The organism is Bradyrhizobium sp. USDA 4341 (genome assembly GCF_054063755.1).
On record NZ_JBSSGO010000002.1, the window covers coordinates 8,982,620 to 9,004,086 of the forward strand.

Here is a 21,467-nt window from a genome sequence, read left to right on the forward strand (position 1 = left end):
TGTGAGGACCGTCCCGGTTCTCATAATGGTTCCGTCGCCGGAACTGGCGCGAATCCGCAAAGAATTGGCACGCGCTAACGCCTCCGCGTTCGTTCGACCATGTTTTGCGGCATCGGGAACCGGACGATCGAAAAAATCAATCAAGGAGATATGATGCTGTTCGGCTCGAGCGCCGCAATTTGCGGCGCCCTGGTTGCGCTCGCCATTTCTGGCACCGCTGCTCGAAGTGAAATCAGTGCGGTTCATTCAAGCGCCGTCGTCAACGCCGCGTGTGGGGATGCAATCGTTGGCGCGGCATCCATGTACAATCCGTTCAAGCCCGGCAAGGAGGAGGGCGGTCCGAGCACAGCCTCCGGCGAGCGCTATGATCGCTCGGTCTGGGCGGCTGCCATCAAAACGAGTTTGCGTCGGAAGTTTGGTGGGGTCCAATTTGGCGCGAGGCCGAAATATGCTCTCGTCGAGGCTGTAGGCAAGAAGGTCATCGTGAAGATAAATGACGTGGGGCCACTACGGCCTGGCCGCATCATTGACCTCAATGAGCGGACGATGCGCTATTTCGATCCAAGCCTCGAGCTCGGAGTCATTGGTGGCGTAAAGGTCAGCCCGCTTGCGGGGGATTATTGGATTCCCGGACCGGTCGGCTGAACACCGCACGCGAAAGAGCCAGGCATAGCACGCAGCAGGCGCGGATTAGCCCACCGGGTCCGCGCGAAGCGCGGCCCGATGACAGGCTCCGGCGTAATCCGCCGGTGCACCCGGAAAAAGAACGGCGGATTACGCTTCGCTAATCCGCCCTACGCACCTCGTCGCTACAGCGTCACCACGATCTTGCCGAGGTGCTTGTTGGCTTCCATGTGTTCGAACGCCTTGCCGATGTCGGCGAATTTGTAGACCTGGTCGATCGGCAGCTGCAGCTTGCGCGCCTCGACCGCGGGCCAGATGTCCTTGCGCACCTCGTCGAAGATTTCTCTGACCTCCTCGATCGAGCGGGTGCGGAAGGTGACGCCGATGTACTGGATACGGCGCGCCGCATGCAGGTCGAAATTGAAGTCGGCGTGGGTGCCGCCGAGCCGGCCGACATTGACGATGCGGCCCTTGACCTTGGTCGCCTTGAGGTTCTGGTTCGCGACGGGTCCCGAGATCTGATCGACGATCAGATCGACGCCGTCGCCATTGGTTGCCTGCAACACCTGATCGACCCAGCCGGGATCTTTGGAATCCACCGCGAGATCGGCGCCGAATTCCTTTAAGCGGCCGCGGCGCATCGCATCGGTCGAGGACCCGACCACGAGCTTCGCGCCCTTCAGCTTGGCGATCTGCATCGCCATCAGGCCGACGCCGGAGCTTGCGCCCTGGATCAGCACGGTCTGGCCCGCCTGCAGCGCGCCATTGGTGACGACGGCATTGTGCATGGTGGCGAGCGCGACGGGCAGGGTGGCGGCCTCGTCGAAGTTCATGTTCGATGGGCTGCGGAACAGCCTGCCGTGATCGGCGAGCGTGTACTCGGCGAACGCCGCGCCGCCGGAGCCCATGATCTTGTCGCCGACCTTGACACCCCTGGCATCAGGGCCGAGCTCGGCGACCTCGCCGGCCCATTCCATGCCGAGCACGGTGCCGACGCCGCCGGCCGCGCCGTGGGCGTGGCCCTTGGTCATGCCGAGATCGGCGCGGTTCAGCCCGCAGGCGTGAACCTTGACCAGCACCTGCGTGCCCTTCGGCACGGGCGTCGCAACGTCGGTAATTTCAGGGCCGTTGGCTCCGTACACATAGGCTTTCATGGGCTTCTTCTCGTTGTGTCGTCGAATTCGAGATGACTCTGAGTTCCGTCATCCTGAGGAGCGCGCAGCGCGTCTCGAAGCATGAACGGCCCGGCCGGTGGCCGTCGACCCTTCGAGGGCCGCTGAAGAAGCGGCCACCTCAGGGTGACGGATCACTACTCGATGCTTACTCCGCGGCCTGGCGCTTGCCGACGGATGTCATGCGGTCCAGGCGTTCGCGGATGATCGCTTCCGCCTCGCTCACGATGCGCGAGATCAGTTCGGCGCAGGACGGAATGTCGTGGATCAGGCCCTGCACCTGGCCGGCCGACCAGATGCCTTCGTCGGCATCGCCGGTGGCGTAGACCATCTTGCCGCGGGCGCCGGCGACCAGCTCGCGGACGTCCTCGAACTTGGCGCCTTCCTTCTCCATCTGCACGACCTTGGTCGAGATCGCATTCCTGGCGACGCGCGAGGTGTTGCGCATGGTGCGGAAGATCAGCTCGGTCTCGCGCTCGTCGTTGGCGACGATGCGTTCCTTCACCAGCTGATGGATCGGGCTTTCCTTGGTGCACATGAAGCGCGTGCCCATGTTGATGCCTTCGGCGCCGAGCGCCAGCGCTGCGACGAGGCCACGGGCATCGCCGAAGCCGCCCGAGGCGATCATCGGGATCTTCACCTTGTCGGCGGCGGCCGGAATCAGGATCAGGCCGGGGGTGTCGTCCTCGCCGGGATGGCCGGCGCATTCAAAGCCGTCGATCGAGATCGCGTCGGCGCCCATCCGCTCGGCGGACAGCGCGTGGCGGACGCTGGTGCATTTGTGCAGCACCTTGATGCCGTGCCTCTTGAACTCGTCGACATGCTCCTGCGGCTTGTTGCCGGCGGTCTCGACGATCTTGATACCGCTCTCGATGATGACCTGGCGGTACTCGGCATAGGGCGGCGGCTTGATCGCGGGCAGGATGGTCAGGTTCACGCCGAACGGCTTGTCGGTCATCTCGCGGCAGCGCGCGATTTCCTTGCGCAGATCGTCCGGCGTCGGCTGCGTCAGCGCGGTGATCATGCCGAGCGCGCCGGCATTGGCGACGGCGGCAACCAGCTCCGCGCGCCCGACCCATTGCATGCCGCCCTGCACGATCGGGTGGTCGACGCCGAACATTTCGGTGAAGCGTGTCTTGATCATTCTGCCCTCGTTTCCATCAGAATTTTCCGCGACGCGGACGGCCGCGCACGGTGTTGTTTTTGGATGTCGAGGGAAGGATGCAGTCCTGTCCGGCAAATGTCTACCGGCGACCTGCGGCGCGCCCATGCGGAAATGACGGGGCGCGGCGGTCAGGCGAGGGTGGAGTTTTAGGTTATTGCGGCAGGCGCTGATGATCGGCACGCAGCGCCTGGCCGAGAGCAATGAAAAACGAGATGCTTGTTACGCCGGCACCGCGTCCTTCTTCGACGCCGAAGTTTCCTCGTCGAACGCGGCCGCGATGTCGCGCATGCTGACGACGCCGATCAGGCTGTAATTGTCGATCACGGGCACGTGGCGAATGTGGTGCTTGGTCATGAGATGACGGATGTGCTCGAGCGTATCGCTCGAGGTGCACGACACCAGTTGTTGCACCGAGACCAGCTGCGACACCTTCATGCTGGCGCCGGCCGCGCCGTGCTCGGCGATCGCGCGCACCACGTCGCGCTCGGTGAACATGCCGACGGCAGTGTTGCCCTCGGTGCGAACGACATCCTTGACCACGAGCGCGCTGATATTGCTGGCGCGCATCAATTGCGCGGCGATCGCTACCGTCTCGTTCATGCGAACCGTGGCAACGCGAGGGGTCTTCTTGCGCAGGATATCTCCGACTTGCATGGCAACCTCCTTGGTTATCGTTGGCAGGATTCTGGTATACAAAATGCCAATTGTCAACGCGGTCGTTACGGAAATCTACCACCAGAAAACGGCCGAAATAGGCAGAGTCGCTGACGTTTCAGACGATTGTGAGCCGATGTGGGCAAGGGGGCGGCCGCTCTCCGGCGATCCTGGTATCTGGCATCCCTGTTCGCTCCAAACGAAAGAGGCGCACCGAAGTGCGCCTCCATCAGTTCAACGGGAAGTCCCGAACCCCGGGCCGTCAAATCAGGCCGGCATATCTGGCCGACATTTCAGGCTGTCTTGGCGTTCGTTGCGGTCTCGGCTGCGGCAGCAGCAGCCTCGTTGCCGTTGATGAAGGCGCGGCGCATCGGCTTGATCACGAACAGCGCCATCAGCGCCGCGGTGGCGTTGAGCGCGACCGCGATCACGAACACCGCCTGCCAGCCATAGCTGGCGGCAACGATGCTGGCGGCCGGCACCAACAGCGCGGCGGTGCCCTTCGCGGTGTAGAGCATGCCGTTGTTGGTGGTCGCGAACTTCGAGCCGAAGGTGTCGCCGGAGGTCGCCGGGAACAACGAGTAGATCTCGCCGAACACGCCGAAATAGACCGCGGTCGCCAGCACGAACACCAGCGGGTTGTGGCCCCAGGTCGACAGCGTCAGCAGCATCAGCGCGCCGGTGCCGAACGCGATGAACATGGTGTGCTCGCGGCCGATATTGTCGGAGACCCAGCCGAAGAACGGCCGTCCGAACCCGTCGAAGATGCGGTCGAGCGAGATCGCGAAGGTCAGCGCGGCCATCTGGAAGCCCGCGAGCGAGACTGGCGTGTTGGCGATCTTGTAGTCGTGCGCGATCGGCGCGATCTGCGCCGCCGCCATCAGGCCGCCGGAGGCGACCATCACGAACACCAGATACATCACCCAGAAGATCGGGCTGCGCAGCACCTGCGGCGGCGTGAAGTCGATCTTGGTCTGCGGCAGGTTGAGCTGCTTCTTCTTCGGCGGGATCGTGACCGCAGGCTTCTGGATGAAGAAGGCGAGCAGGAACACGATCAGGCCTTGCCCGATGCCGAAATCGAAGAACGCGGTCTGATAGCCGCTCGAGGCGATCATGTTGGCGATCGGCACCACGGTCAGCGCCGCGCCGGCGCCGAAGCCTGCGGCGGTTGCGCCGGCGGCGAGGCCGCGGCGATCGGGAAACCATTTCAGCGCATTTCCGACGCAGGTGCCGTACACCGAGCCGGCGCCGATGCCGCCGATGACAGCCGCGGCGTAGAGCAGCGTGAGTGAATCCGCGTAGGAGTTCAGCACCCAGGACAGCGTGATCATGACGCCGCCGAACATGATGACGATCCGCGGGCCGTATTTGTCGACGAACCAGGCCTCGACCGGCACCAGCCAGGTCTCCGTCACCACGAAGATCGTGAAGGCGAACTGGATCGCCGCGCGGCCCCAGTGATGCGCGCCGTCGATCGGATCGACGAACAGCGTCCAGCCATATTGCAGGTTCGCGATCATCGCCATGCAGACGATGCCCATGACGAGCTGCAGCCAGCGGAAGCCACTGGACGAAGGTTGTGCTTGTGTTGCGGCAGCATTGCTGGAAACCATCAAATCCTCCCGAGCGCGCCTGGTCTTGTTGTGACCCAGTGTCGCAATTCTTGTGGCGTATCGTCGCAAGTGCTCGACGGAGGTTGGTATACTATATCCCAGAAAGCAAGCCCATCTTTCTGCTGCGTCGCAGCAAAACTGGCATACGACGCGCCCCTTCGGGCTGCTCATGAACGCCGAAAAATGAAAACGCCCGGCGTTGGCCGGGCGCTTTCGTCAGCAGAAGATTGGCGCGTTGCCTAAGCCATCGCCGCCGATTTCGCGACCACGATTTTCCGCCATGGCTTGAGCACGGCGATCGCGAGCAGCGAGGCAAGGATATTGGCGCCGGCTGCGATGATGAACACGTTGTCCCAATGGCCCGACGACTGCTGCATGTAGTTGGCGATCGGCACCAACAGCGCGGCGGTGCCTTTCGCGGTGTAGAGCAGGCCCGCATTCGTCGTCGCGAACTTGGCGCCGAACGTGTCGGTGCAGGTCGAGGGGAAGAGCGAATAGATCTCGCCCCAGGCAAAGAACACGAAGCCCGAGAGCAGCACGAACCAGACCGGGTCGTGGCCCCACAGGTAGAGCATCCAGATGCCGAAGCCTTCCATGCCGAAGGCGATGAACATCGTGTTCTCGCGGCCGATCATGTCGGAGATCCAGCCGAAGAACGGACGCGTCAGACCGTTGAGGACGCGGTCGATGGTGGCCGCGAAGGTCACCGCCGTCATCGTCACCGCCATCAGCGTGACCGGCACGCTGTCGACCTTCCAGTCGACTGCGATCGGCTTCAGGTTCGCCGTCACCATCAGGCCGCCGGCGCCGACGATCACGAACATGAAGTACATCAGCCAGAAGATCGGCTGCCGCAGCACTTCGGTCGGCTGATAGTTGCGCCGGGTCTGGATGATGTTGGCGTTCGCCACGACGGCCGGCACCTGTCCGGCCTTCGGCGCAAGCAGGAAGAAGGCGAGCAGCACGATGATGATGCCCTGGCCGAGACCGAAATAGAGGAAGGTGGTCTGGAAGCCGGAGTCCTTGATCATCGCCTGGATCGGCGCGACCGTGAGTGCGGAGCCCGCGCCGAAGCCGGCTGCGGTGATGCCCGCCGCAAGTCCGCGCTTGTCGGGAAACCATTTCAGCGCGTTGCCGACGCAGGTGCCGTAGACGCCGCCGGCGCCGATGCCGGCGATGATCATGCCGAGATAGTAGCCGTTCAGCGAGGTCGCCTGCGCGTTGATCGCCCACCCGATCGCGCAGAGGATGCCGCCGATCAGCACGACGAGGCGCGGACCGTATTTATCGACGAACCAGCCCTCGACCGGCACCAGCCAGGTCTCGAACAGCACAAAGAGCGTGAAGGCCCACTGGATCGATGCACGATCCCATCCGAACTTCTTCTGGATGTCGGGGACGAAGAACGTCCACCCGTATTGATAGTTTGCGATCATCACCATCGCGGCGACGCCGATCGCAAGTTGCGTCCAGCGATAGGTATCGCTGACCCGCGCGGCCGCGGGGGCCGCAGTTGCCTGAACGATGTCCGACATTGATCCTCCCAGTGCGCGCTTTGTCATTCTGCTTGTGGCGCGGCTCGGTCATCTTGGTATTTGATATGCCAAGGTTCAAGCTGTCGCAGAGGTTGCGTGCGCATATGCCGCAGAGGACTCAGCGGTCACCGCAATGAGAGTAATTCGGCGCGCAAAAAATGGCCCCGAAAATCGGGGCCATTGGTCGAAGGTTCAATGTCAGATCGCGACTTGCGACGAAACGGTCTCGGTGCCGCGCGCGCGAAATCCTCTGGCCTTAGAGGCCGAAGTGCGGCAGGTCGCCATTGCGGTTCGAGATCTCCGCGCTCTTCATCAGCAGGCGGTCGATCGAGGCCATCAGGCGGCCGAACAGGGTGGAGGAGGGCGCGAGCGTGAGGGCAGTGGTCTTGGACATCGGTGTCCCCTTTGGCTGGAGGGCCAGCAACGGGCCGGCTCATCATCTGTAGCCAAATTATGTATACCAGATGCCAGAGACAACGAGCTTGTTTGCATGGCAGCATTCCGGATTGTGCAATGCAACAAGACGGGTGGATTGGCATCCCAGATGAAGGGGAGCGCATTGAAGGCACGGCCAAGGCCAGGCAAGCGCGGGTCTTCACCAAGCCCAGGAATCGTGCCGCTCGTGCGCGGCGCATTTCAATGCGGCCGGACCGACGTCGTCGCTGCCGTCATAAAGAAGGCCGCCAAATGCGGCGGCCTTGAGTGACTGGGTTTGCTTTTCTTCTTGGCCGATGAAGGGTCGGGGCCAGATCCCTTCACCGCGTCCAGTCTTCGCCCGCGCACAGCGTTCCCATGCAGCCGCGAACGTTCAGCGTGCCCGACGACACCAGCGTCACCGAGCTCTCATAGGTCTTGCCGTCATCGGCGTTGTAGATCCTGCCGGCCCACTTGTTCGGGCCTGCGGGCTGCATGTTGATGAAGAGCGAGATGCCTATGACCGGCCGGGTCCGCTGCGCGGGATCGGCATTCTTGTCGTCGCGCTGCGGCTTGCCGGTGGCCTTGTCGGTCGGCTCCTTCAGCCAGACGACGCGGCCGCACAACGCGCTGCCGCAGCGCTGGACCTTGATCCTGGCGTCGCCGGACTGGGTCAGCCAGACGCCGGCCGGATCGTTGGCCTTGTCGGCGGCTTTGGCGGCATCGGCGGCGCTGCCGAGCAGCGGAATGTGGAATGCCGCCACGATCAGGCGGCGCGTGAGGTGAGCGTGGATCAGCTGTTTCAGGGCGCTGCGGAGGCCGTCAATATCTGGGGGTAACGTCATCATCCACCTTCTTCATGAAAAATTTCATGATAAACATGAAATAAATCACGTTTAAGGTTGAGTCAACAACATTACCGCAGCATGATGCGGCCCGGCCGTAACGGCCTGTACGGGCAAAAAATTATCGGATGGATGTGATGAGGAAATCGGTTCGCGAGCAGCGCCAGCTTTGGTTTCGCCGGCTCGATCGGGCGTTCTGGGTGATCTGGGCTGCGCTGCCGGTGGTGCTTTGGCTGGCCTATTACCGCACCACGACGGCTCCGGTCACGATTGCGGAAAGCCTGAACGGCGAGCAGGCGAAGTGCGCCAGCATCGTCGCCAACCCGCTCACCATGTCGACCATGGGCCAGCTGCTGTTCTGGTCGCTGTTTGCGCTTGGGGTATCGTTTTACGCCGTGCTGATCGGCATGCTTCATCGCATGGTGAACCGATTCGCGAACGGCCGGATTTTTGTCTCCGAGACACTGCAGGGCGTCTGGTGGATGGGGATCTTTCTGGTGGTCTGGCCGTTCGTCGATACGATCACGACCAACGCGGTGATCTATGTTCTGTACCGGATCGGAGACATCAAGTTCCTGCTGCTGAACTACAACCTCGATGTCGGCACCATCGCCGGCGGTGTGTTCCTGATGGCGCTGAAGTTCGTGCTCGAGCACGCCATCCTGTTGCAGTCCGAAAACGATCTGACGATCTGAGGGTGATGCTCGTGCCCATCGTGGTGAACCTCGATGTCATGCTCGCAAAGCGCAAGCGCCGCCTCGGAGACCTCGCGGACGCGATCGGCATCTCGATCCAGAATCTGTCGATCCTGAAAACCGGCAAGGCAAAGGCGATGCGCTTCTCGACGCTGTCGGCGATCTGTCGCGAGCTCGACTGCCGGCCGGGGGATATTCTGGAATATGTGCCGGGCGATGAGGGTGAGGCCGAAGGCGGCGAGGGGGGGTGATCCGGCGCGATCGACGGGAAAGGCGACGCCGCCAGGCCGCATCCGCTCAGCTTGCAGCCGCGCCTGGCCGGATCAGGGCGCGCATCAGTTCCTCGACGAGAACTGTTGCCTTGGGCCAGCGCAAGGTCGGCTTGTTGATCTGGAGTGAAATCACGCCGTGGGTGGCTGCCCATAGCAGCAGTGACAGTCGTTCTGCATCTTCCGCCTCGCGGCCGGGCGTCGCCGCGAGGATTTCCTTGATCAGCGCCGCCACGCGGATCTGAATCGTCCGCCCGAACGTTGCGGCCTTCGGATCGCTCAGGCCCGATATCACGCGGCCTTCGTAGAGCATCTTGTAATGGCCCGGCCGTTCCAGTCCGAAACGGACCGTGGCGAAGACGCCGGCACGCAGGCGCTCCCATGCACCGCTGCCGACTGCGTCTTCCGCCCTGGTGCGCAGCTCGACGAGTTCATCGAACAGCTTTTGCAGGACCGCGAGCAGCAGCGCGTCGCGATCGGCAAAGTGCGGATAGACCGACGGCGCGGCGATGCCTGCCTGCTTGGCGACAGCGCGCAGCGAAACGCCTTCGCAGGAGCCGGCTTTTTCGATCAGGGAAATGGCGGCCTTGAGGATGTCCTCGCGCAATTGCCCGCCTTCACCTCGCGCATTTCGTCGACGCGCCTTCATCCGATTCCCTTGGCGAGGGCGTTTTCCAGCGAAGCGGACACCGGTTCGCGTGAAGAAAACGCGTCAAAACATGAATCTTGAGCGATTCAGGTCCGATTCTATCGGAACTGGATCGCTCTGGGGATCGTAACCTTACGCGTGTTCGGCTTGACGTGTAAATTTAACGGATGTAAGTTTACATATGTAAGTGTAAGAGGTCGGAGATGCAATGACGACTACCGCATCCTCGGGCGGCGGGTTCACGCCGGCCGGCACCAGCCTGAAGCTCAATCGCATGGGCTATGGCGCAATCCAGTTGACCGGGCCGATGGTGTGGGGGCCGCCCAAGGACCATGCAGCCGCGCTTGCCGTTCTGCGGGAGGCTGTCCGCTGTGGCGTCAATCACATCGATACAAGCGACTATTACGGCCCACACATCGCCAATCAGATCATCAAGGAAGCTCTGCACCCTTACCCCGCCGGGCTTACGATCGTGACCAAGGTCGGCGCGCGCCGGGGACCGGACAAATCCTGGCCCAGGGCGATATCCCGGCAGGAATTGATCGACGCGGTGCACGACAATCTGCGTCATCTCGGCCTGGACGTGCTCGACCTTGTCAATTTGCGCCTCGGTGGCCAGTTCGGCCCGGACGACAGTTCGGTGGAGGCGCCGCTCTCCGTGCTGGCCGAATTGCAGCAGCAGGGCCTGATCCGCCATATCGGCCTGAGCAACGTTTCCCGCGCGCAGTTCGATGAAGGCAGCAGGATCGCCACCATCGTCTGCGTGCAGAACCACTACAATCTGGCGCATCGCGTCGACGACGCCTTGATCGACGACCTCGCGGCCAGGCAGGTTGCCTATGTGCCGTTTTTCCCGCTGGGCGGCTTCCGCCCGCTCAACTCGGCCATTCTGGACGGCGTCGCGCGGAGCCTCGGCGCAACGACCCGTCAGGTCGCGCTCGCATGGCTGCTGCAACGCGCGCCGAACCTTCTGTTGATTGCAGGCACGTCATCCGTCGCGCATCTCCACCAGAACTTCGCAGCGGGCGCCCTGCAACTGCCGCCCGAGGCAGTCGCGCAACTCGACCGCGTCGCTATGGCCAGCCAGGCATCTCGTGCTGCTGGCCAGCAGGAGCAGAGCTGACAATGTGCGACGAGGACCGTGGTTTGCCTCTTTTGCCTAGATAGGATGCATATGGGCGCTAAGGTTCGCTTCTGACGCGAAGCGGTCATGAGAGCGACAGCGAGAGTTCTTGCGCCAACAGGGAAAATGATTGCTGATGATGTCACCGATACGCAGCGGGATCGGACCGATTCGTATTCCGGATGCTGCCGCGCGTCGTGTACCGCCACCGTTAGGTCAACGGTGCTGTCCAATGGCCGTTGGTTCGAAGTTGCCTAGCGCCTCTCTACTCACGATCGGGCGGCCATGTTTTGGTCAAAACTGCGTCCGCATTGTTGAGATGCCCACTGCAAAAGGCTCGCGATGGAAAGGGCAACGTTCGCCAAGGCCAGGATTTTCGCTTTTGGCGACGCTCGGAGCGTTGCGATCTACGCGGCCGAAATCCTGATAATTGCCGCAATTTATGCTGGTCTTGCCGAATCCGCGCGATTGCTTCCCGCAATAAATCCAGCTGCGACACCGCTATGGCCACCAACCGGGCTTGCGCTCGCGCTGGTCCTGCTGCGCGGCTACCGGATCTGGCCCGCGATCCTGGTAGGGGCTCTCTCACCTTACCTCATGGCCGACCGATCGCTCCTGGAGGTCGGCGCCGCCGGGATTGGCAGCCTCCTTGCCGCATGTGCCGGGACATGGCTGATCGGCCGCTGGTCGAACGGTCGCCAGACGTTTGCCACACCGTCCGGTGTCGCAAAGTTTGCAATCATTTCCTTTGCGCCGACCACGATGATCAGTTCAGCCATCGCCTTGGCCGGCTTCACGCTCATCAACGAATCAGGCTTTTCCGATTCCGTCGTCGCCGGGTTGACCTGGTGGCTTGTGGACGCTGCCGGGGCCCTGGTGATTGCTCCGGTCATCGTGCTCTGGGCGACGATGCCCTTACGCATTGCTTCCAAATGGGCTCTGTTGGAATCGATCACGGTCGCTGCTCTCGCTGGTATCATCGGGCTCGCTGCTTACAGCCCGCTGATCGGTAGCGATCTCGTCAGCAACGGCCTCGACGTGTTGCTGCCGCATCGGAGCCTTCTGGGCTTTCTGGTTCTGCTGCCCTTGAGCTGGGCCGGTCTGCGCGGCGATCGATGCACCGTGGCGACGGCCGCGTTCATTTTCATCGGAACTGCCGTGTGGGGGTTCTCGGTGGGGAATGATCCATTTCCGAAAATCGATCCGAACGGAGCGCTGTTATCCTTGTTCGTGCTTTCGATCATCGTGTCGGCGCCTCCGCTTGCCCTGGCCGCGGCAAGTGCGACGCGCCAGGCCAGGGAAGCCCATTTGCTTTCCGTCCAGGACCAGCTGAACGGTCAACTTGAACGGAAAGCGTTGGCACTCGACAGCATCAGACGGCACTTCCAGACCCTTATCGAAGGCGTTGTCGACTATGCAATCTTTGCGCTTGATCGAGAAGGACACGTTACGAGCTGGAATAGCACCGCTCAAAAGATCATCGGCTACACCTCGGAAGAAATCATAGGCAAGCACTTCGGGATATTCTATCGGCCGGATGAACGCCGCGCGGGTTCACCGACACACGCGCTGGAGTCGGCAATCGAAAGCGGCAAGTACGACGTAGAGGGTTGGCGTATCAGAAAGAATGGTACGCCGTTTTTCATCACGGGCTCAGTCTCTTCGAGCCGTGATGACGCAGGAAATCTGATCGGCTTTATCAGTATCCTGCGCGACGCGACGGAGCGGCGCGACGCGGAGGAGAAGCTGGTCCAGGCGCGCGAACAGCTCGCGATGTCTCAGAAGATGGAGGCAATCGGCAAGCTGACCGGCGGGATTGCGCACGACTTCAATAATCTATTGATGATCATCGGAGGCAGTGCCCAGATATTTCAACGCCTGCTTGATCCAAAACTGCCAAAGGCCATCGAAGCCATACAAACCGCGGCCAAACGTGGCGAGAGTCTCACGCGCCAATTGTTGACGTTCTCTCGTCACCAGCATCTCAGCCCGACGGTCGTTGATCTGAATGCGTCCATCAAGAACATGCGGACCATGATTGAGAGCTCGTTGCGCGGGAACATCGTGTACAACGAGAACGTTGGCGACGGCGTTTCACCGGTCAAGGTTGACCTCGCCGAGCTGGAACTTGCGATCGTCAACATCGCCGTCAATGCGCGAGATGCAATGACAAGCGGCGGCACATTCACGTTGTCCGTGCACGCGGTCACCGCAAATCAGGAAACCGGCGGCGATCGCCGTGGGAAGGCCTTCTTTGCGATCACACTTGGCGATACGGGCACTGGTATTCCGCCAAATCTTCTGTCCAAGATGTTCGATCCGTTTTTCACGACCAAGGAGGTCGGCAAGGGGACCGGGCTCGGCTTGTCCCAGGTTTATGGTTTTGCGCACCAGGCGGGCGGAACCGTGACGGCAGACAGCAAGGTCGGACAGGGAACAACGATTACAATCTATCTGCCGTCCTGCGTGGACGAGCAGATCACCAGCAAAGAGCTCGCCGCTGCCCGGGCAAGGCCAAGGCAGCCGCCGCGGCAGACGGTTCTCGTGGTCGACGACAGCCCCGAAGTGGCGGATGTGACGTCATCGCTGTTCGAGCATCTGGGTTACGAAACCATCTACCGAGACTCGGCCGAAGCGGCATTGAAGTTGCTCGATACCGGTACGAAGATCGATCTCGTCTTCAGCGATATCGTCATGCCAGGGACCATCGATGGCGTCGGGCTCGCGAGAGAAGTTCGGTCGCGGTACCCCGGTTTGCCCATAGCCCTCACAACCGGTTACAGCGATGCCGCAAAAGCAGCTCCGCCAAGCCTAAGAATACTCCGCAAGCCGTTCGATACCGAGGCACTAAGAGACTTTATCCAGGATCTTGCGCCGCCGAGATCAGCGCGATCATCCGGCGCACCCTTGGCGTCAAGCACGACTGAGGCTGTACGCAGGAGTTGACCGGTCGCACCATCATGAGGGCCCTGATCTCATCAATGTCCGCTATTGATTGCGGAGCGCAGACGACCAGCCCGAACAAAAATGGCCGCAGTTGCCTGCGGCCATTTGTGTTTTGATTGAGCGCAGCCCTTACTCGGCCGCCTGCTTGCGCGGCGGGTCGAGCGCGCCGGAGTCGTGGATCTCGGCAACCTGGTGATCGCTGAAGCCGAGCACCTCGCGCAGGATCTCGTCGGTGTGCTCGCCGAGCAGCGGCGAGCGGGCGACTTCGCTCGGCGAATCCGACAGCTTGATCGGGTTGCCGACCGAGATGTATTTGCCGCGGGTCGGGTGATCGACCTCGACCACGGTGCCGGTCGCGCGCAGCGACTGGTCTTCGGCGATCTCCTTCATCGACAGGATCGGGCCGCAGGGGATGTCGTCCTTGTTGAGGATCTCCATCGCCTCGAACTTGGTCTTGGTCATCGTCCACTGCTCGATGCGGGCGAAGATCTCGTTCAGGCGCGGCAGGCGGGCCGGCGGCTTGGCGTAGTTCGGATCGGTCTTCCAGGTCGGCTCGCCGATCACGTCGCAGATCTTCTCCCACACCGGCGCCTGGGTGATGAAGTAGATGTAGGCGTTCGGGTCGGTCTCCCAGCCCTTGCACTTCAGGATGCGGCCGGGCTGGCCGCCGCCGGAATCGTTGCCGGCGCGCGGCACGGCATCGCCGAACGGGATGCCTTCGCCGAACTGGCTGTATTCCTTCAGCGGACCGTGGGCGAGGCGCTGCTGGTCGCGCAGCTTGACGCGGGCGAGGTTGAGCACGCCGTCCTGCATCGCCGCGGTGACGCGCTGGCCCTTGCCGGAGTGGGTGCGGTGATAGAGCGCGGTGACGATGCCGAGCGCGAGGTGCAACCCGGTGCCGCTGTCGCCGATCTGCGCGCCGGTGACGAGCGGCAGGCCGTCGCGGAAGCCGGTGGTCGAGGCTGCGCCGCCGGTGCACTGCGCGACATTCTCGTAGACCTTGCAATCCTCATACGGGCCGGGGCCGAAACCCTTGATCGAGGCGACGATCATCTTCGGGTTGATGGCCTGGATCTTCTCCCAGGGGAAGCCCATGCGATCGAGCACGCCGGGACCGAAATTCTCGACCAGCACGTCGCACTGCTTGATCAGCGCGGTCAGCACTTCCTTGCCCTTCGGGTTCTTGGTGTCGAGCGTGATCGAGCGCTTGTTGTGGTTCAGCATGGTGAAGTACAGGCTGTCCACGTTCGGGATGTCCTGCAGCTGGCCGCGCGTAATGTCGCCGACGCCGGGACGCTCGACCTTGATCACGTCGGCGCCGAACCAGGCCAGCAATTGCGTGCAGGTCGGACCCGACTGGACGTGGGTGAAATCGAGAATGCGAACGCCCTTGAGCGCCTTGGTCATAATATTATGCTCCGTACTCTGGTCTGCCCCTGCACCCGCAGGGAGTGATTGGGGTTAGGGGTTACTTCTTCTTCAGAACGCTCTGAGGATTGAGGTTGCCGATGCGGCCGCTCTCCGAGCCCGCCGCCGGGTCGATCACCGCGTTGATCAAGGTCGGCTTGCCGGAATCCAGCGCCGCATTGACCGCGCGCTTCAGCTCGTCGGGCGAGGTGGCGTTGACGCCGACGCCGCCGAAAGCTTCCATCATCTTGTCGTAGCGCGAGCCCTTGACGAACACGGTGGTCGCCGGATCCTCGCCCGCGCTGTTGACGTCGGTGCCGCGATAGATGCCGTCATTGTTGAAGATCACGACGCAGATCGGCAGCTTGTAGCGGCAGATGGTCTCGACCTCCATGCCGGAGAAGCCGAACGCGCTGTCGCCTTCGACCGCGAGCACGGGCAGGCCGGTCTCGACCGCAGCCGCGATCGAATAGCCCATGCCGATGCCCATTACGCCCCAGGTGCCGACGTCGAGCCGCTTGCGCGGCTTGTGCATGTCGACGACGCCGCGGGCGAGGTCGAGCGTGTTGGCGCCTTCGTTGACGAAGATGGTGTCCGGACGTTCCGCGATGATCGTGCGCAGCGCGCCGAGCGCGCCGTGATAGTCCATCGGGGAGGCGTTGCTCATCAGCTTCGGCGCCATCTTGGCGACGTTGTCGTCGCGCTTCTTCGCCACGGTGGCGAGCCAGTCGCTCGGCGCGGCCGACCAGTTGGCGCCCATGGCGTCGAGGAACGCGGACACGCAGGAACCGATATCGCCGACCACGGGGGCGACGATCTCGACGTTGGAATCCATTTCCTTCGGCTCGATGTCGACCTGGATGAACTTCTTCGGAGCTTCACCCCAGGTCTTGCCCTTGCCGTGCGAGAGCAGCCAGTTGAGGCGGGCGCCGATCAGCATCACGACGTCGGCTTCCTTCAGCACGGTCGAGCGCGCCGCACCCGCGCATTGCGGATGCAGATCGGGCAAGAGGCCCTTGGCCATGCTCATCGGCAGGAACGGCACGCCGCTCTTCTCGACGAAATTCTTGATCGCCTCGTCGGCCTGCGCATAGGCCGCGCCCTTGCCGAGGATGATCAGCGGACGTTTTGCATTCTTCAGCACGTCGAGCGCGCGCTTGACCGACGACGGGGCAGGGAGCTGCGCCGGCGCAGCATCGATCACCTTGACCAGCGACTTCTCGCCGGCTGCCGCGTCCATGACCTGGCCGAACAGCTTTGCGGGCAGGTCGAGATAGACGCCGCCCGGACGGCCCGACACCGCGGCGCGGATCGCGCGCGCAAGGCCGATGCCGATGTCCTGGGCGTGCAGCACGCGGAACGCCGCCTTGCACAGCGGCTTGGCGATCGCGAGCTGGTCCATTTCCTCATAGTCGCCCTGCTGCAAATCGACGATCTCGCGCTCGGACGAGCCCGAGATCAGGATCATCGGGAAGCAGTTGGTGGTGGCGTGGGCAAGGGCGGTGAGGCCGTTGAGGAAGCCGGGCGCCGACACCGTGAGGCAGACGCCGGGACGCTTGGTCAGGAAGCCGGCGATCGAGGCCGCATAGCCGGCATTCTGCTCGTGGCGGAACGAGAGCACGCGAATGCCCTCCGCCTGGGCCATACGGCCCAGGTCCGTGATCGGGATCCCCGGCACACCATAGACGGTGTCGATGCCGTTGAGCTTGAGCGCGTCGATGACGAGGTGGAAGCCATCGGTCAATTCTTGCTCGGTGCCCGGTGCCTCGGACTTCGTAGCGGTATTCAGCATCGGCATCGTCTCCCTGATCGTTCTTGGTTCGGACGATCTGATCGTCGTCTGAAGCGGGTGTGGACTCTCAAACTTACGTGAACGGCTCTCTACGTGAACAATTCCTGGCCGTGCGCCTCGACATAGGCGGCAAGGCCGAGCGTGTGATCGCGGGCGCGCTTTTCGGCGAGCTCGGTGTCGCGCGCTTCCAGTGCCTCGATGATCCCGAGATGCTCGGGCAGCGAGGTCGCGGTGCGGTCCTTGCGGCCGATCGTGAGCTGGCGATAGCCGCGCACATGCAGCAGCAGGTCATTGGTGAGGTCGACCAGGACAGGCGATTCCGACAGCGAGATCAGCGCCTGATGGAAGGCGATGTTGGCCTTGGAATATTCCTCGACGTGGTCCTGCGGCAGACGGTCGTCGCTGAAGTCCTTGAAGAAGTCGCGCAGCGCCGAGATGTCCTTCTTCCGCGCTGTGGTCGTGATCAGGCGCGCCGCCATGCTCTCCAGCGCCGCCCAGGCGCGGATCATGTCGACGATCTCCGCCTTGGTACGGCGGACCACGACGATGCCGCGGCGCGGCACGGTCTTCACGAATCCGTCCTGCTCGAGCATCGCGATCGCTTCGCGGATCGGCGTGCGGCTGACGCCGAGACGCTCCGACAATGCGCGCTCGTCGAGCATCACGGGCTCCGGCGTCGCGTAGATGTCCATCTTCAGGATCGCTTCCTTCAAGGCCTCATAGGCCTTGTTCTTGAAGCTCGTCTCCGGGGCGATCCGGACGATGGCGATATCTGTGTCAGCCATGGTGGGCGACGCCTTGGTCTGTTTCGGTTCTGGCACGACTCGTCTCCTCCTCTTGGAGACGTCTTCTTAGCAGAAGAAAGTACCTTAGATTTTTGGCATGCCAAATACCAGAATGTCAAGCTGCCCATATTTTTGGGTATTTTTGGGCACCGACCGATCTTGACAATTACGTTTTTGGCATACCAAATGCCACGAAATCTGTCCCAGGAGGAAGCCAATGTCAAATTCGAAGGATGCGGTCCGCAAAATTCTCGATGCGGTCAGGGCCGACAAGCGCACGAGCCTCACCGCGCCCGAAGGCAAGGTGGTCTGCGACGCCTACGGCATTCCGGTGCCGAAGGAGGGCGTCGCCAAGTCGGCCGCCGAGGCTGCCCGGATCGCCTCCGACATGGGCTTCCCGGTGGTGATGAAGATCGTCTCGCCCGACATCCTGCACAAGACCGAGGCCGGCGGCGTCGTGGTCGGCGTCAAGAGCGCGGCCGACGCCGAGAAGAGCTACGAGACGATTCTGGCCAACGCCAAGAAATACAAGGCCGATGCCAAAATCGAGGGCATTCAGGTCCAGCAGATGCTGGGCGGCGGCACCGAGGTGATCGTCGGTTCGATCACCGACGGCTCGTTCGGCAAGCTGGTCGCCTTCGGCCTCGGCGGCGTGCTGGTCGAAATCCTCAAGGACATCACCTTCCGCCTCGCGCCCGCGACCAAGGACGATGCGCTGTCGATGCTCGACGGCATCCAGGCGCATGAGATGCTGAAGGGCGTGCGCGGCGGCGAGGCGGTCAATCGCGAGGCGCTCGCCGAAATCATCGTCAAGGTGTCGCAGCTGGTCAGCGATTTCCCCGAGATCGTCGAGCTCGACCTCAATCCGGTGTTCGCCACCAGCAAGAACGCGATCGCCGCCGACGTCCGCATCGTCGTGGACTTCGACTACAAGCCGCGCCCGGCGCCGCGTCCGACCGAAGAGATCGTCGCCGCGATGAGCCGCATCATGCAGCCTAAGGGCGTAGCGGTGATCGGCGCCTCCGCCGAGGACGGCAAGATCGGCAACTCCGTGATGAAGAACCTCATCAACGGCGGCTACAAGGGCGAGATCTATCCGATCCACCCGAAGGCCGAGGAGATCCTCGGCTACAGGGCCTACAAGAGCGTCAAGGACGTGCCCGGCGTGATCGACACGGCGGTGTTCGCGATCCCGGCGAAATTCGTGGCCGGCGCGCTCGTCGAGTGCGGCGAGAAGAAAATCCCCGGTGCGGTGCTGATTCCCTCGGGCTTTGCCGAAGCCGGCGCGCCCGAATTGCAGGCCGAGATCGTCGAGGTCGGCAAGAAGTACAACATCCGCCTGATGGGGCCGAACATCTACGGCTTCTACTATACCCCGGCCAACCTCTGCGCCACATTCTGCACCGCCTATGACGTCAAGGGCCACGCGGCGCTGTCGTCGCAGTCGGGCGGCATCGGCATGGCGATCATCGGATTCTCGCGCTCGGCCAAGATGGGCGTGTCGGCGATCGTCGGCCTCGGCAACAAGTCCGACATCGACGAGGACGATCTGCTCGCCTTCTTCGAGCAGGACCCCAACACCAATTTGATCGCGCAGCACTGCGAAGACCTGAAGGACGGCCGGGCCTTCGCGGAGGCCGCCAAGCGCGTCTCCAAGAAGAAGCCGGTTGTCGTGCTGAAGGCCGGCCGCACTTCCGCGGGTGCGAAGGCGGCGTCGTCGCACACCGGCGCGCTCGCCGGCAACGACAAGATTTACGAGGACGTGTTCAAGCAGTCCGGCGTGATCCGCGCGCGCTCGCTCCGGCAGCTGCTGGAATTCGCCCGCGGCGTGCCGGTGCTGCCGACGCCGAAGGGCGAGAACGTCCTGATCATCACCGGTGCCGGCGGCTCCGGCGTGCTGCTCTCCGACTCCGTCGTCGACAACGGCCTGTCGCTGATGCAGATGCCGCCGGATCTCGATGCGGCGTTCCGCAAATTCATCCCGCCGTTCGGCGCGGCTGGAAATCCTGTGGATATCACCGGCGGCGAGCCGCCGATCACCTATGTCAACACGGTGAAGCTCGGTCTCTCCGATGAGCGCATCCACGCACTGATCCTCGGCTACTGGCACACCATCGTGACGCCGCCGATGGTGTTCGCGCGCAACATGGTCGAGGTGAAGAAGGAGATGGAGGCCAAGGGCTTCGTGAAGCCGATCGTCGCCTCGCTCGCCGGCGACGTCGAGGTCGAGGAAGCCGCCGAATATCTCTACCAGAACGGCATTCCGGCCTACGCCTATTCGACCGAACTGCCGGTCGAGGTGCTGGGCGCCAAGTACAAATGGGCCCGCGGCGCGGGACTGCTCTGATCGTCTGATCTGTCGAACACCAGAGGCCGCCTCGGACACCGTCCGGGGCGGCTTTTTATTGGGGCGCTCCCATCTGAGCCTTTGCCGGTGATGGAGGGGGAAGGGGCATCAGCCCGATCGTTCGAAACCAGCCCGGGCTTTCCTGCTCCGTCTTGCGCCGGTTCCGCACGCCATCCCTTTTTTCGACCGCGTCCTGCCCGCCAAGGCAGCTTGCCTTTCGCGACTGATGTGCTACTGATATGTCAGATAAGAATGATGGAGGACGCTGCGATGGAGTTGGCTGCAACAGGGATGACCGACCGCCAGCGCAAATATCGCGCGACCTACCGCGAACGCGTGGTGGGCTGGTACAATGGCTGGCTGCACGTCGTGCTGATCTACACGATCGGCTTCACGGCGCTGTACGTCTATTTGGCCAATGTGCACGATTTGAAGTGGTGGGAATACCTCACCATTCCGGCGGTCTTCCTGGTCGCAAATTTCTTCGAATGGGCGGTGCATCGCTTCGTCATGCATAGGCCCTCGAACGTGCCGCTGCTGCGCGCGATCTACAGCCGCCACACACTGATGCACCATCAGTTCTTCACCGAGGAGGAAATGCGCTTCGCCGATCATCACGACTGGCGCGTCACCTTCTTTCCGCCCTATGCGCTGGTGGTGTTCACCCTGATGTCGATCCCGCCGGCGATCGTCGCCGGCCTCGTGATCTCGGCCAATACCGGCTGGCTGCTGATCACCACGACCACGTCGATGTACCTGATCTACGAATTCATGCATTTCTGCTGCCACGTCGAGGAAAATGCCTTCGTGCGCAACATGCCGTTCGTCAACACCATCCGCCGGCATCATACCGCCCATCACAACCAGTCGATCATGATGGAGCGGAACATGAACCTGACCTTCCCGGTGATGGACTATGTGTTCGGCACCTCCGATCTCAACCGCGGCCTGCTTGGCCACATCTTCAACGGCTACAGCACGCGCTACGTGAAGACCGACATGCGACGGACGGCGAGGACGCCGCGGGTCGTGGTGAAGGAGCAATCGGTGCCGCATGCCGCAGCTTGAACCCAATCTCGCCGGCCTCGCCTGGTTCGGCCTGCTGTGGAGCGTGTGCTGCATTGGCTTCCTTCAGCTGGCCGGGATGTATCCGCTGCGCGGACGCGCCGTCCTGCCGGTGACGATGACGACCGCATTGTGGGCGGTGTTGCTCGCCGGCACGCTGGCATTCGCCCTGGTTGAGCTGCGCTGGACCACCGTCGTTGTGGTGGGCGGTGTGCTGTTCCTGTTCCTGCCCGGGCTGTTTCAGGCGCTGCCGGAATGGTGGCGCGACGGACGCGCGGGATTGCGGCTGTCCTGTTGCGTCATGATCACGGCGCTGGCGCTGCTGGTCGGCGTGGCTGCACCATCGTTTCACATGTGGACCTAGAGG

19 protein-coding genes are annotated in these 21,467 nt (G+C 62.6%); 8 read left to right on the top strand and 11 right to left on the bottom strand.

The window, feature by feature from the left end:
- Positions 1 to 150 precede the first annotated feature (150 nt).
- On the top strand, positions 151 to 645 hold the full coding sequence (locus ACVIGB_RS47730; protein WP_456725254.1) for an RlpA-like double-psi beta-barrel domain-containing protein: 495 nt from the start codon (positions 151 to 153) through the stop codon (positions 643 to 645).
- Positions 646 to 809: 164 nt separating this feature from the next.
- Here the strand turns inward: ACVIGB_RS47730 and ACVIGB_RS47735 are convergent, their stop codons facing one another.
- From ACVIGB_RS47735 to ACVIGB_RS47765, 7 genes are all read right to left on the bottom strand, one after another.
- The gene (locus tag ACVIGB_RS47735) at positions 810 to 1,778 is read right to left on the bottom strand and encodes a zinc-binding dehydrogenase (RefSeq protein ID WP_456724042.1); all 969 of its coding nucleotides are present in this window, start codon (positions 1,776 to 1,778) and stop codon (positions 810 to 812) included.
- Between the two features lie 166 nt (positions 1,779 to 1,944).
- Positions 1,945 to 2,940: an NAD(P)H-dependent flavin oxidoreductase gene (locus tag ACVIGB_RS47740; protein ID WP_092125271.1), complete on the bottom strand. Its 996-nt coding sequence runs from the start codon at positions 2,938 to 2,940 to the stop codon at positions 1,945 to 1,947.
- 240 nt (positions 2,941 to 3,180) lie between these two features.
- Complete coding sequence (locus ACVIGB_RS47745; protein WP_092125272.1) at positions 3,181 to 3,615, bottom strand: CBS domain-containing protein; 435 nt, start codon at positions 3,613 to 3,615, stop codon at positions 3,181 to 3,183.
- A gap of 293 nt (positions 3,616 to 3,908) precedes the next feature.
- A complete protein-coding gene (gene oxlT, locus ACVIGB_RS47750; protein WP_456724041.1) occupies positions 3,909 to 5,228 on the bottom strand; it encodes an oxalate/formate MFS antiporter in 1,320 nt (439 codons plus the stop codon).
- Positions 5,229 to 5,467: 239 nt separating this feature from the next.
- Positions 5,468 to 6,763 carry an oxalate/formate MFS antiporter gene (gene oxlT, locus ACVIGB_RS47755; protein ID WP_456724040.1) on the bottom strand — a complete coding sequence of 432 codons (1,296 nt, stop codon included), beginning with the start codon at positions 6,761 to 6,763 and terminating at the stop codon, positions 5,468 to 5,470.
- 256 nt (positions 6,764 to 7,019) lie between these two features.
- The gene (locus tag ACVIGB_RS47760; protein ID WP_173641877.1) at positions 7,020 to 7,157 is read right to left on the bottom strand and encodes a hypothetical protein; all 138 of its coding nucleotides are present in this window, start codon (positions 7,155 to 7,157) and stop codon (positions 7,020 to 7,022) included.
- Positions 7,158 to 7,518: 361 nt separating this feature from the next.
- On the bottom strand, positions 7,519 to 8,025 hold the full coding sequence (locus ACVIGB_RS47765; protein ID WP_092125275.1) for a DUF2147 domain-containing protein: 507 nt from the start codon (positions 8,023 to 8,025) through the stop codon (positions 7,519 to 7,521).
- Between the two features lie 134 nt (positions 8,026 to 8,159).
- On the opposite strand from ACVIGB_RS47765, the gene ACVIGB_RS47770 reads away from it, so the two are divergent.
- Together ACVIGB_RS47770 and ACVIGB_RS47775 are read left to right on the top strand one after the other, a co-directional pair.
- On the top strand, positions 8,160 to 8,717 hold the full coding sequence (locus ACVIGB_RS47770; RefSeq protein WP_456724039.1) for a DUF2975 domain-containing protein: 558 nt from the start codon (positions 8,160 to 8,162) through the stop codon (positions 8,715 to 8,717).
- A gap of 11 nt (positions 8,718 to 8,728) precedes the next feature.
- The gene (locus tag ACVIGB_RS47775; RefSeq protein WP_176535116.1) at positions 8,729 to 8,968 is read left to right on the top strand and encodes a helix-turn-helix domain-containing protein; all 240 of its coding nucleotides are present in this window, start codon (positions 8,729 to 8,731) and stop codon (positions 8,966 to 8,968) included.
- A 46-nt stretch (positions 8,969 to 9,014) separates the two neighbouring features.
- Here ACVIGB_RS47775 and ACVIGB_RS47780 read toward each other — a convergent pair whose 3' ends face one another.
- Positions 9,015 to 9,593 carry a TetR/AcrR family transcriptional regulator gene (locus ACVIGB_RS47780; RefSeq protein WP_456724038.1) on the bottom strand — a complete coding sequence of 193 codons (579 nt, stop codon included), beginning with the start codon at positions 9,591 to 9,593 and terminating at the stop codon, positions 9,015 to 9,017.
- Between the two features lie 250 nt (positions 9,594 to 9,843).
- Between ACVIGB_RS47780 and ACVIGB_RS47785 the strand changes: the two genes are divergently transcribed.
- Both ACVIGB_RS47785 and ACVIGB_RS47790 read left to right on the top strand, forming a co-directional pair.
- Positions 9,844 to 10,758, top strand: a complete 915-nt coding sequence (locus ACVIGB_RS47785; RefSeq protein ID WP_456724037.1) for an oxidoreductase — start codon at positions 9,844 to 9,846, stop codon at positions 10,756 to 10,758.
- 342 nt (positions 10,759 to 11,100) lie between these two features.
- Positions 11,101 to 13,704 (top strand): MASE1 domain-containing protein, encoded by a 2,604-nt coding sequence (locus ACVIGB_RS47790; RefSeq protein ID WP_456724036.1) that lies wholly within the window; start codon positions 11,101 to 11,103, stop codon positions 13,702 to 13,704.
- A 129-nt stretch (positions 13,705 to 13,833) separates the two neighbouring features.
- Here the strand turns inward: ACVIGB_RS47790 and frc are convergent, their stop codons facing one another.
- The 3 genes from frc to ACVIGB_RS47805 all read right to left on the bottom strand — a co-directional run bounded on the left by frc (position 13,834) and on the right by ACVIGB_RS47805 (position 17,688).
- Entirely contained in the window at positions 13,834 to 15,111 is a 1,278-nt protein-coding gene (frc, locus tag ACVIGB_RS47795) for a formyl-CoA transferase (protein ID WP_092125280.1), read from the bottom strand.
- A 61-nt stretch (positions 15,112 to 15,172) separates the two neighbouring features.
- Positions 15,173 to 16,903: an oxalyl-CoA decarboxylase gene (gene oxc, locus ACVIGB_RS47800; RefSeq protein ID WP_092127060.1), complete on the bottom strand. Its 1,731-nt coding sequence runs from the start codon at positions 16,901 to 16,903 to the stop codon at positions 15,173 to 15,175.
- Positions 16,904 to 16,992: 89 nt separating this feature from the next.
- Entirely contained in the window at positions 16,993 to 17,688 is a 696-nt protein-coding gene (locus ACVIGB_RS47805; protein WP_050387017.1) for a GntR family transcriptional regulator, read from the bottom strand.
- 217 nt (positions 17,689 to 17,905) lie between these two features.
- Between ACVIGB_RS47805 and ACVIGB_RS47810 the strand changes: the two genes are divergently transcribed.
- From ACVIGB_RS47810 to ACVIGB_RS47820, 3 genes are all read left to right on the top strand, one after another.
- Positions 17,906 to 20,035 carry an acetate--CoA ligase family protein gene (locus ACVIGB_RS47810; RefSeq protein WP_456724035.1) on the top strand — a complete coding sequence of 710 codons (2,130 nt, stop codon included), beginning with the start codon at positions 17,906 to 17,908 and terminating at the stop codon, positions 20,033 to 20,035.
- Positions 20,036 to 20,305: 270 nt separating this feature from the next.
- Positions 20,306 to 21,103 (top strand): sterol desaturase family protein, encoded by a 798-nt coding sequence (locus ACVIGB_RS47815; protein ID WP_456724034.1) that lies wholly within the window; start codon positions 20,306 to 20,308, stop codon positions 21,101 to 21,103.
- Positions 21,090 to 21,464, top strand: a complete 375-nt coding sequence (locus ACVIGB_RS47820; protein WP_456724033.1) for a hypothetical protein — start codon at positions 21,090 to 21,092, stop codon at positions 21,462 to 21,464. Before ACVIGB_RS47815 ends, ACVIGB_RS47820 begins: the two co-directional genes overlap by 14 nt.
- Positions 21,465 to 21,467: the final 3 nt, after the last annotated feature.

What these genes read in the sequence shown, in the direction of transcription:
- oxlT (WP_456724040.1), bottom strand. Translation starts at nt 6,763, where the DNA reads ATGTCGGACATCGTTCAGGCAACTGCGGCCCCCGCGGCCGCGCGGGTC.
- ACVIGB_RS47805 (WP_050387017.1), bottom strand. Translation starts at nt 17,688, where the DNA reads ATGGCTGACACAGATATCGCCATCGTCCGGATCGCCCCGGAGACGAGC.
- ACVIGB_RS47815 (WP_456724034.1), top strand. Translation starts at nt 20,306, where the DNA reads ATGGAGTTGGCTGCAACAGGGATGACCGACCGCCAGCGCAAATATCGC.
- frc (WP_092125280.1), bottom strand. Translation starts at nt 15,111, where the DNA reads ATGACCAAGGCGCTCAAGGGCGTTCGCATTCTCGATTTCACCCACGTC.
- ACVIGB_RS47740 (WP_092125271.1), bottom strand. Translation starts at nt 2,940, where the DNA reads ATGATCAAGACACGCTTCACCGAAATGTTCGGCGTCGACCACCCGATC.
- ACVIGB_RS47790 (WP_456724036.1), top strand. Translation starts at nt 11,101, where the DNA reads ATGGAAAGGGCAACGTTCGCCAAGGCCAGGATTTTCGCTTTTGGCGAC.
- ACVIGB_RS47765 (WP_092125275.1), bottom strand. Translation starts at nt 8,025, where the DNA reads ATGATGACGTTACCCCCAGATATTGACGGCCTCCGCAGCGCCCTGAAA.
- ACVIGB_RS47810 (WP_456724035.1), top strand. Translation starts at nt 17,906, where the DNA reads ATGTCAAATTCGAAGGATGCGGTCCGCAAAATTCTCGATGCGGTCAGG.
- oxc (WP_092127060.1), bottom strand. Translation starts at nt 16,903, where the DNA reads ATGCTGAATACCGCTACGAAGTCCGAGGCACCGGGCACCGAGCAAGAA.
- oxlT (WP_456724041.1), bottom strand. Translation starts at nt 5,228, where the DNA reads ATGGTTTCCAGCAATGCTGCCGCAACACAAGCACAACCTTCGTCCAGT.
- ACVIGB_RS47730 (WP_456725254.1), top strand. Translation starts at nt 151, where the DNA reads ATGATGCTGTTCGGCTCGAGCGCCGCAATTTGCGGCGCCCTGGTTGCG.
- ACVIGB_RS47820 (WP_456724033.1), top strand. Translation starts at nt 21,090, where the DNA reads ATGCCGCAGCTTGAACCCAATCTCGCCGGCCTCGCCTGGTTCGGCCTG.
- ACVIGB_RS47760 (WP_173641877.1), bottom strand. Translation starts at nt 7,157, where the DNA reads ATGTCCAAGACCACTGCCCTCACGCTCGCGCCCTCCTCCACCCTGTTC.
- ACVIGB_RS47735 (WP_456724042.1), bottom strand. Translation starts at nt 1,778, where the DNA reads ATGAAAGCCTATGTGTACGGAGCCAACGGCCCTGAAATTACCGACGTT.
- ACVIGB_RS47745 (WP_092125272.1), bottom strand. Translation starts at nt 3,615, where the DNA reads ATGCAAGTCGGAGATATCCTGCGCAAGAAGACCCCTCGCGTTGCCACG.
- ACVIGB_RS47785 (WP_456724037.1), top strand. Translation starts at nt 9,844, where the DNA reads ATGACGACTACCGCATCCTCGGGCGGCGGGTTCACGCCGGCCGGCACC.
- ACVIGB_RS47770 (WP_456724039.1), top strand. Translation starts at nt 8,160, where the DNA reads ATGAGGAAATCGGTTCGCGAGCAGCGCCAGCTTTGGTTTCGCCGGCTC.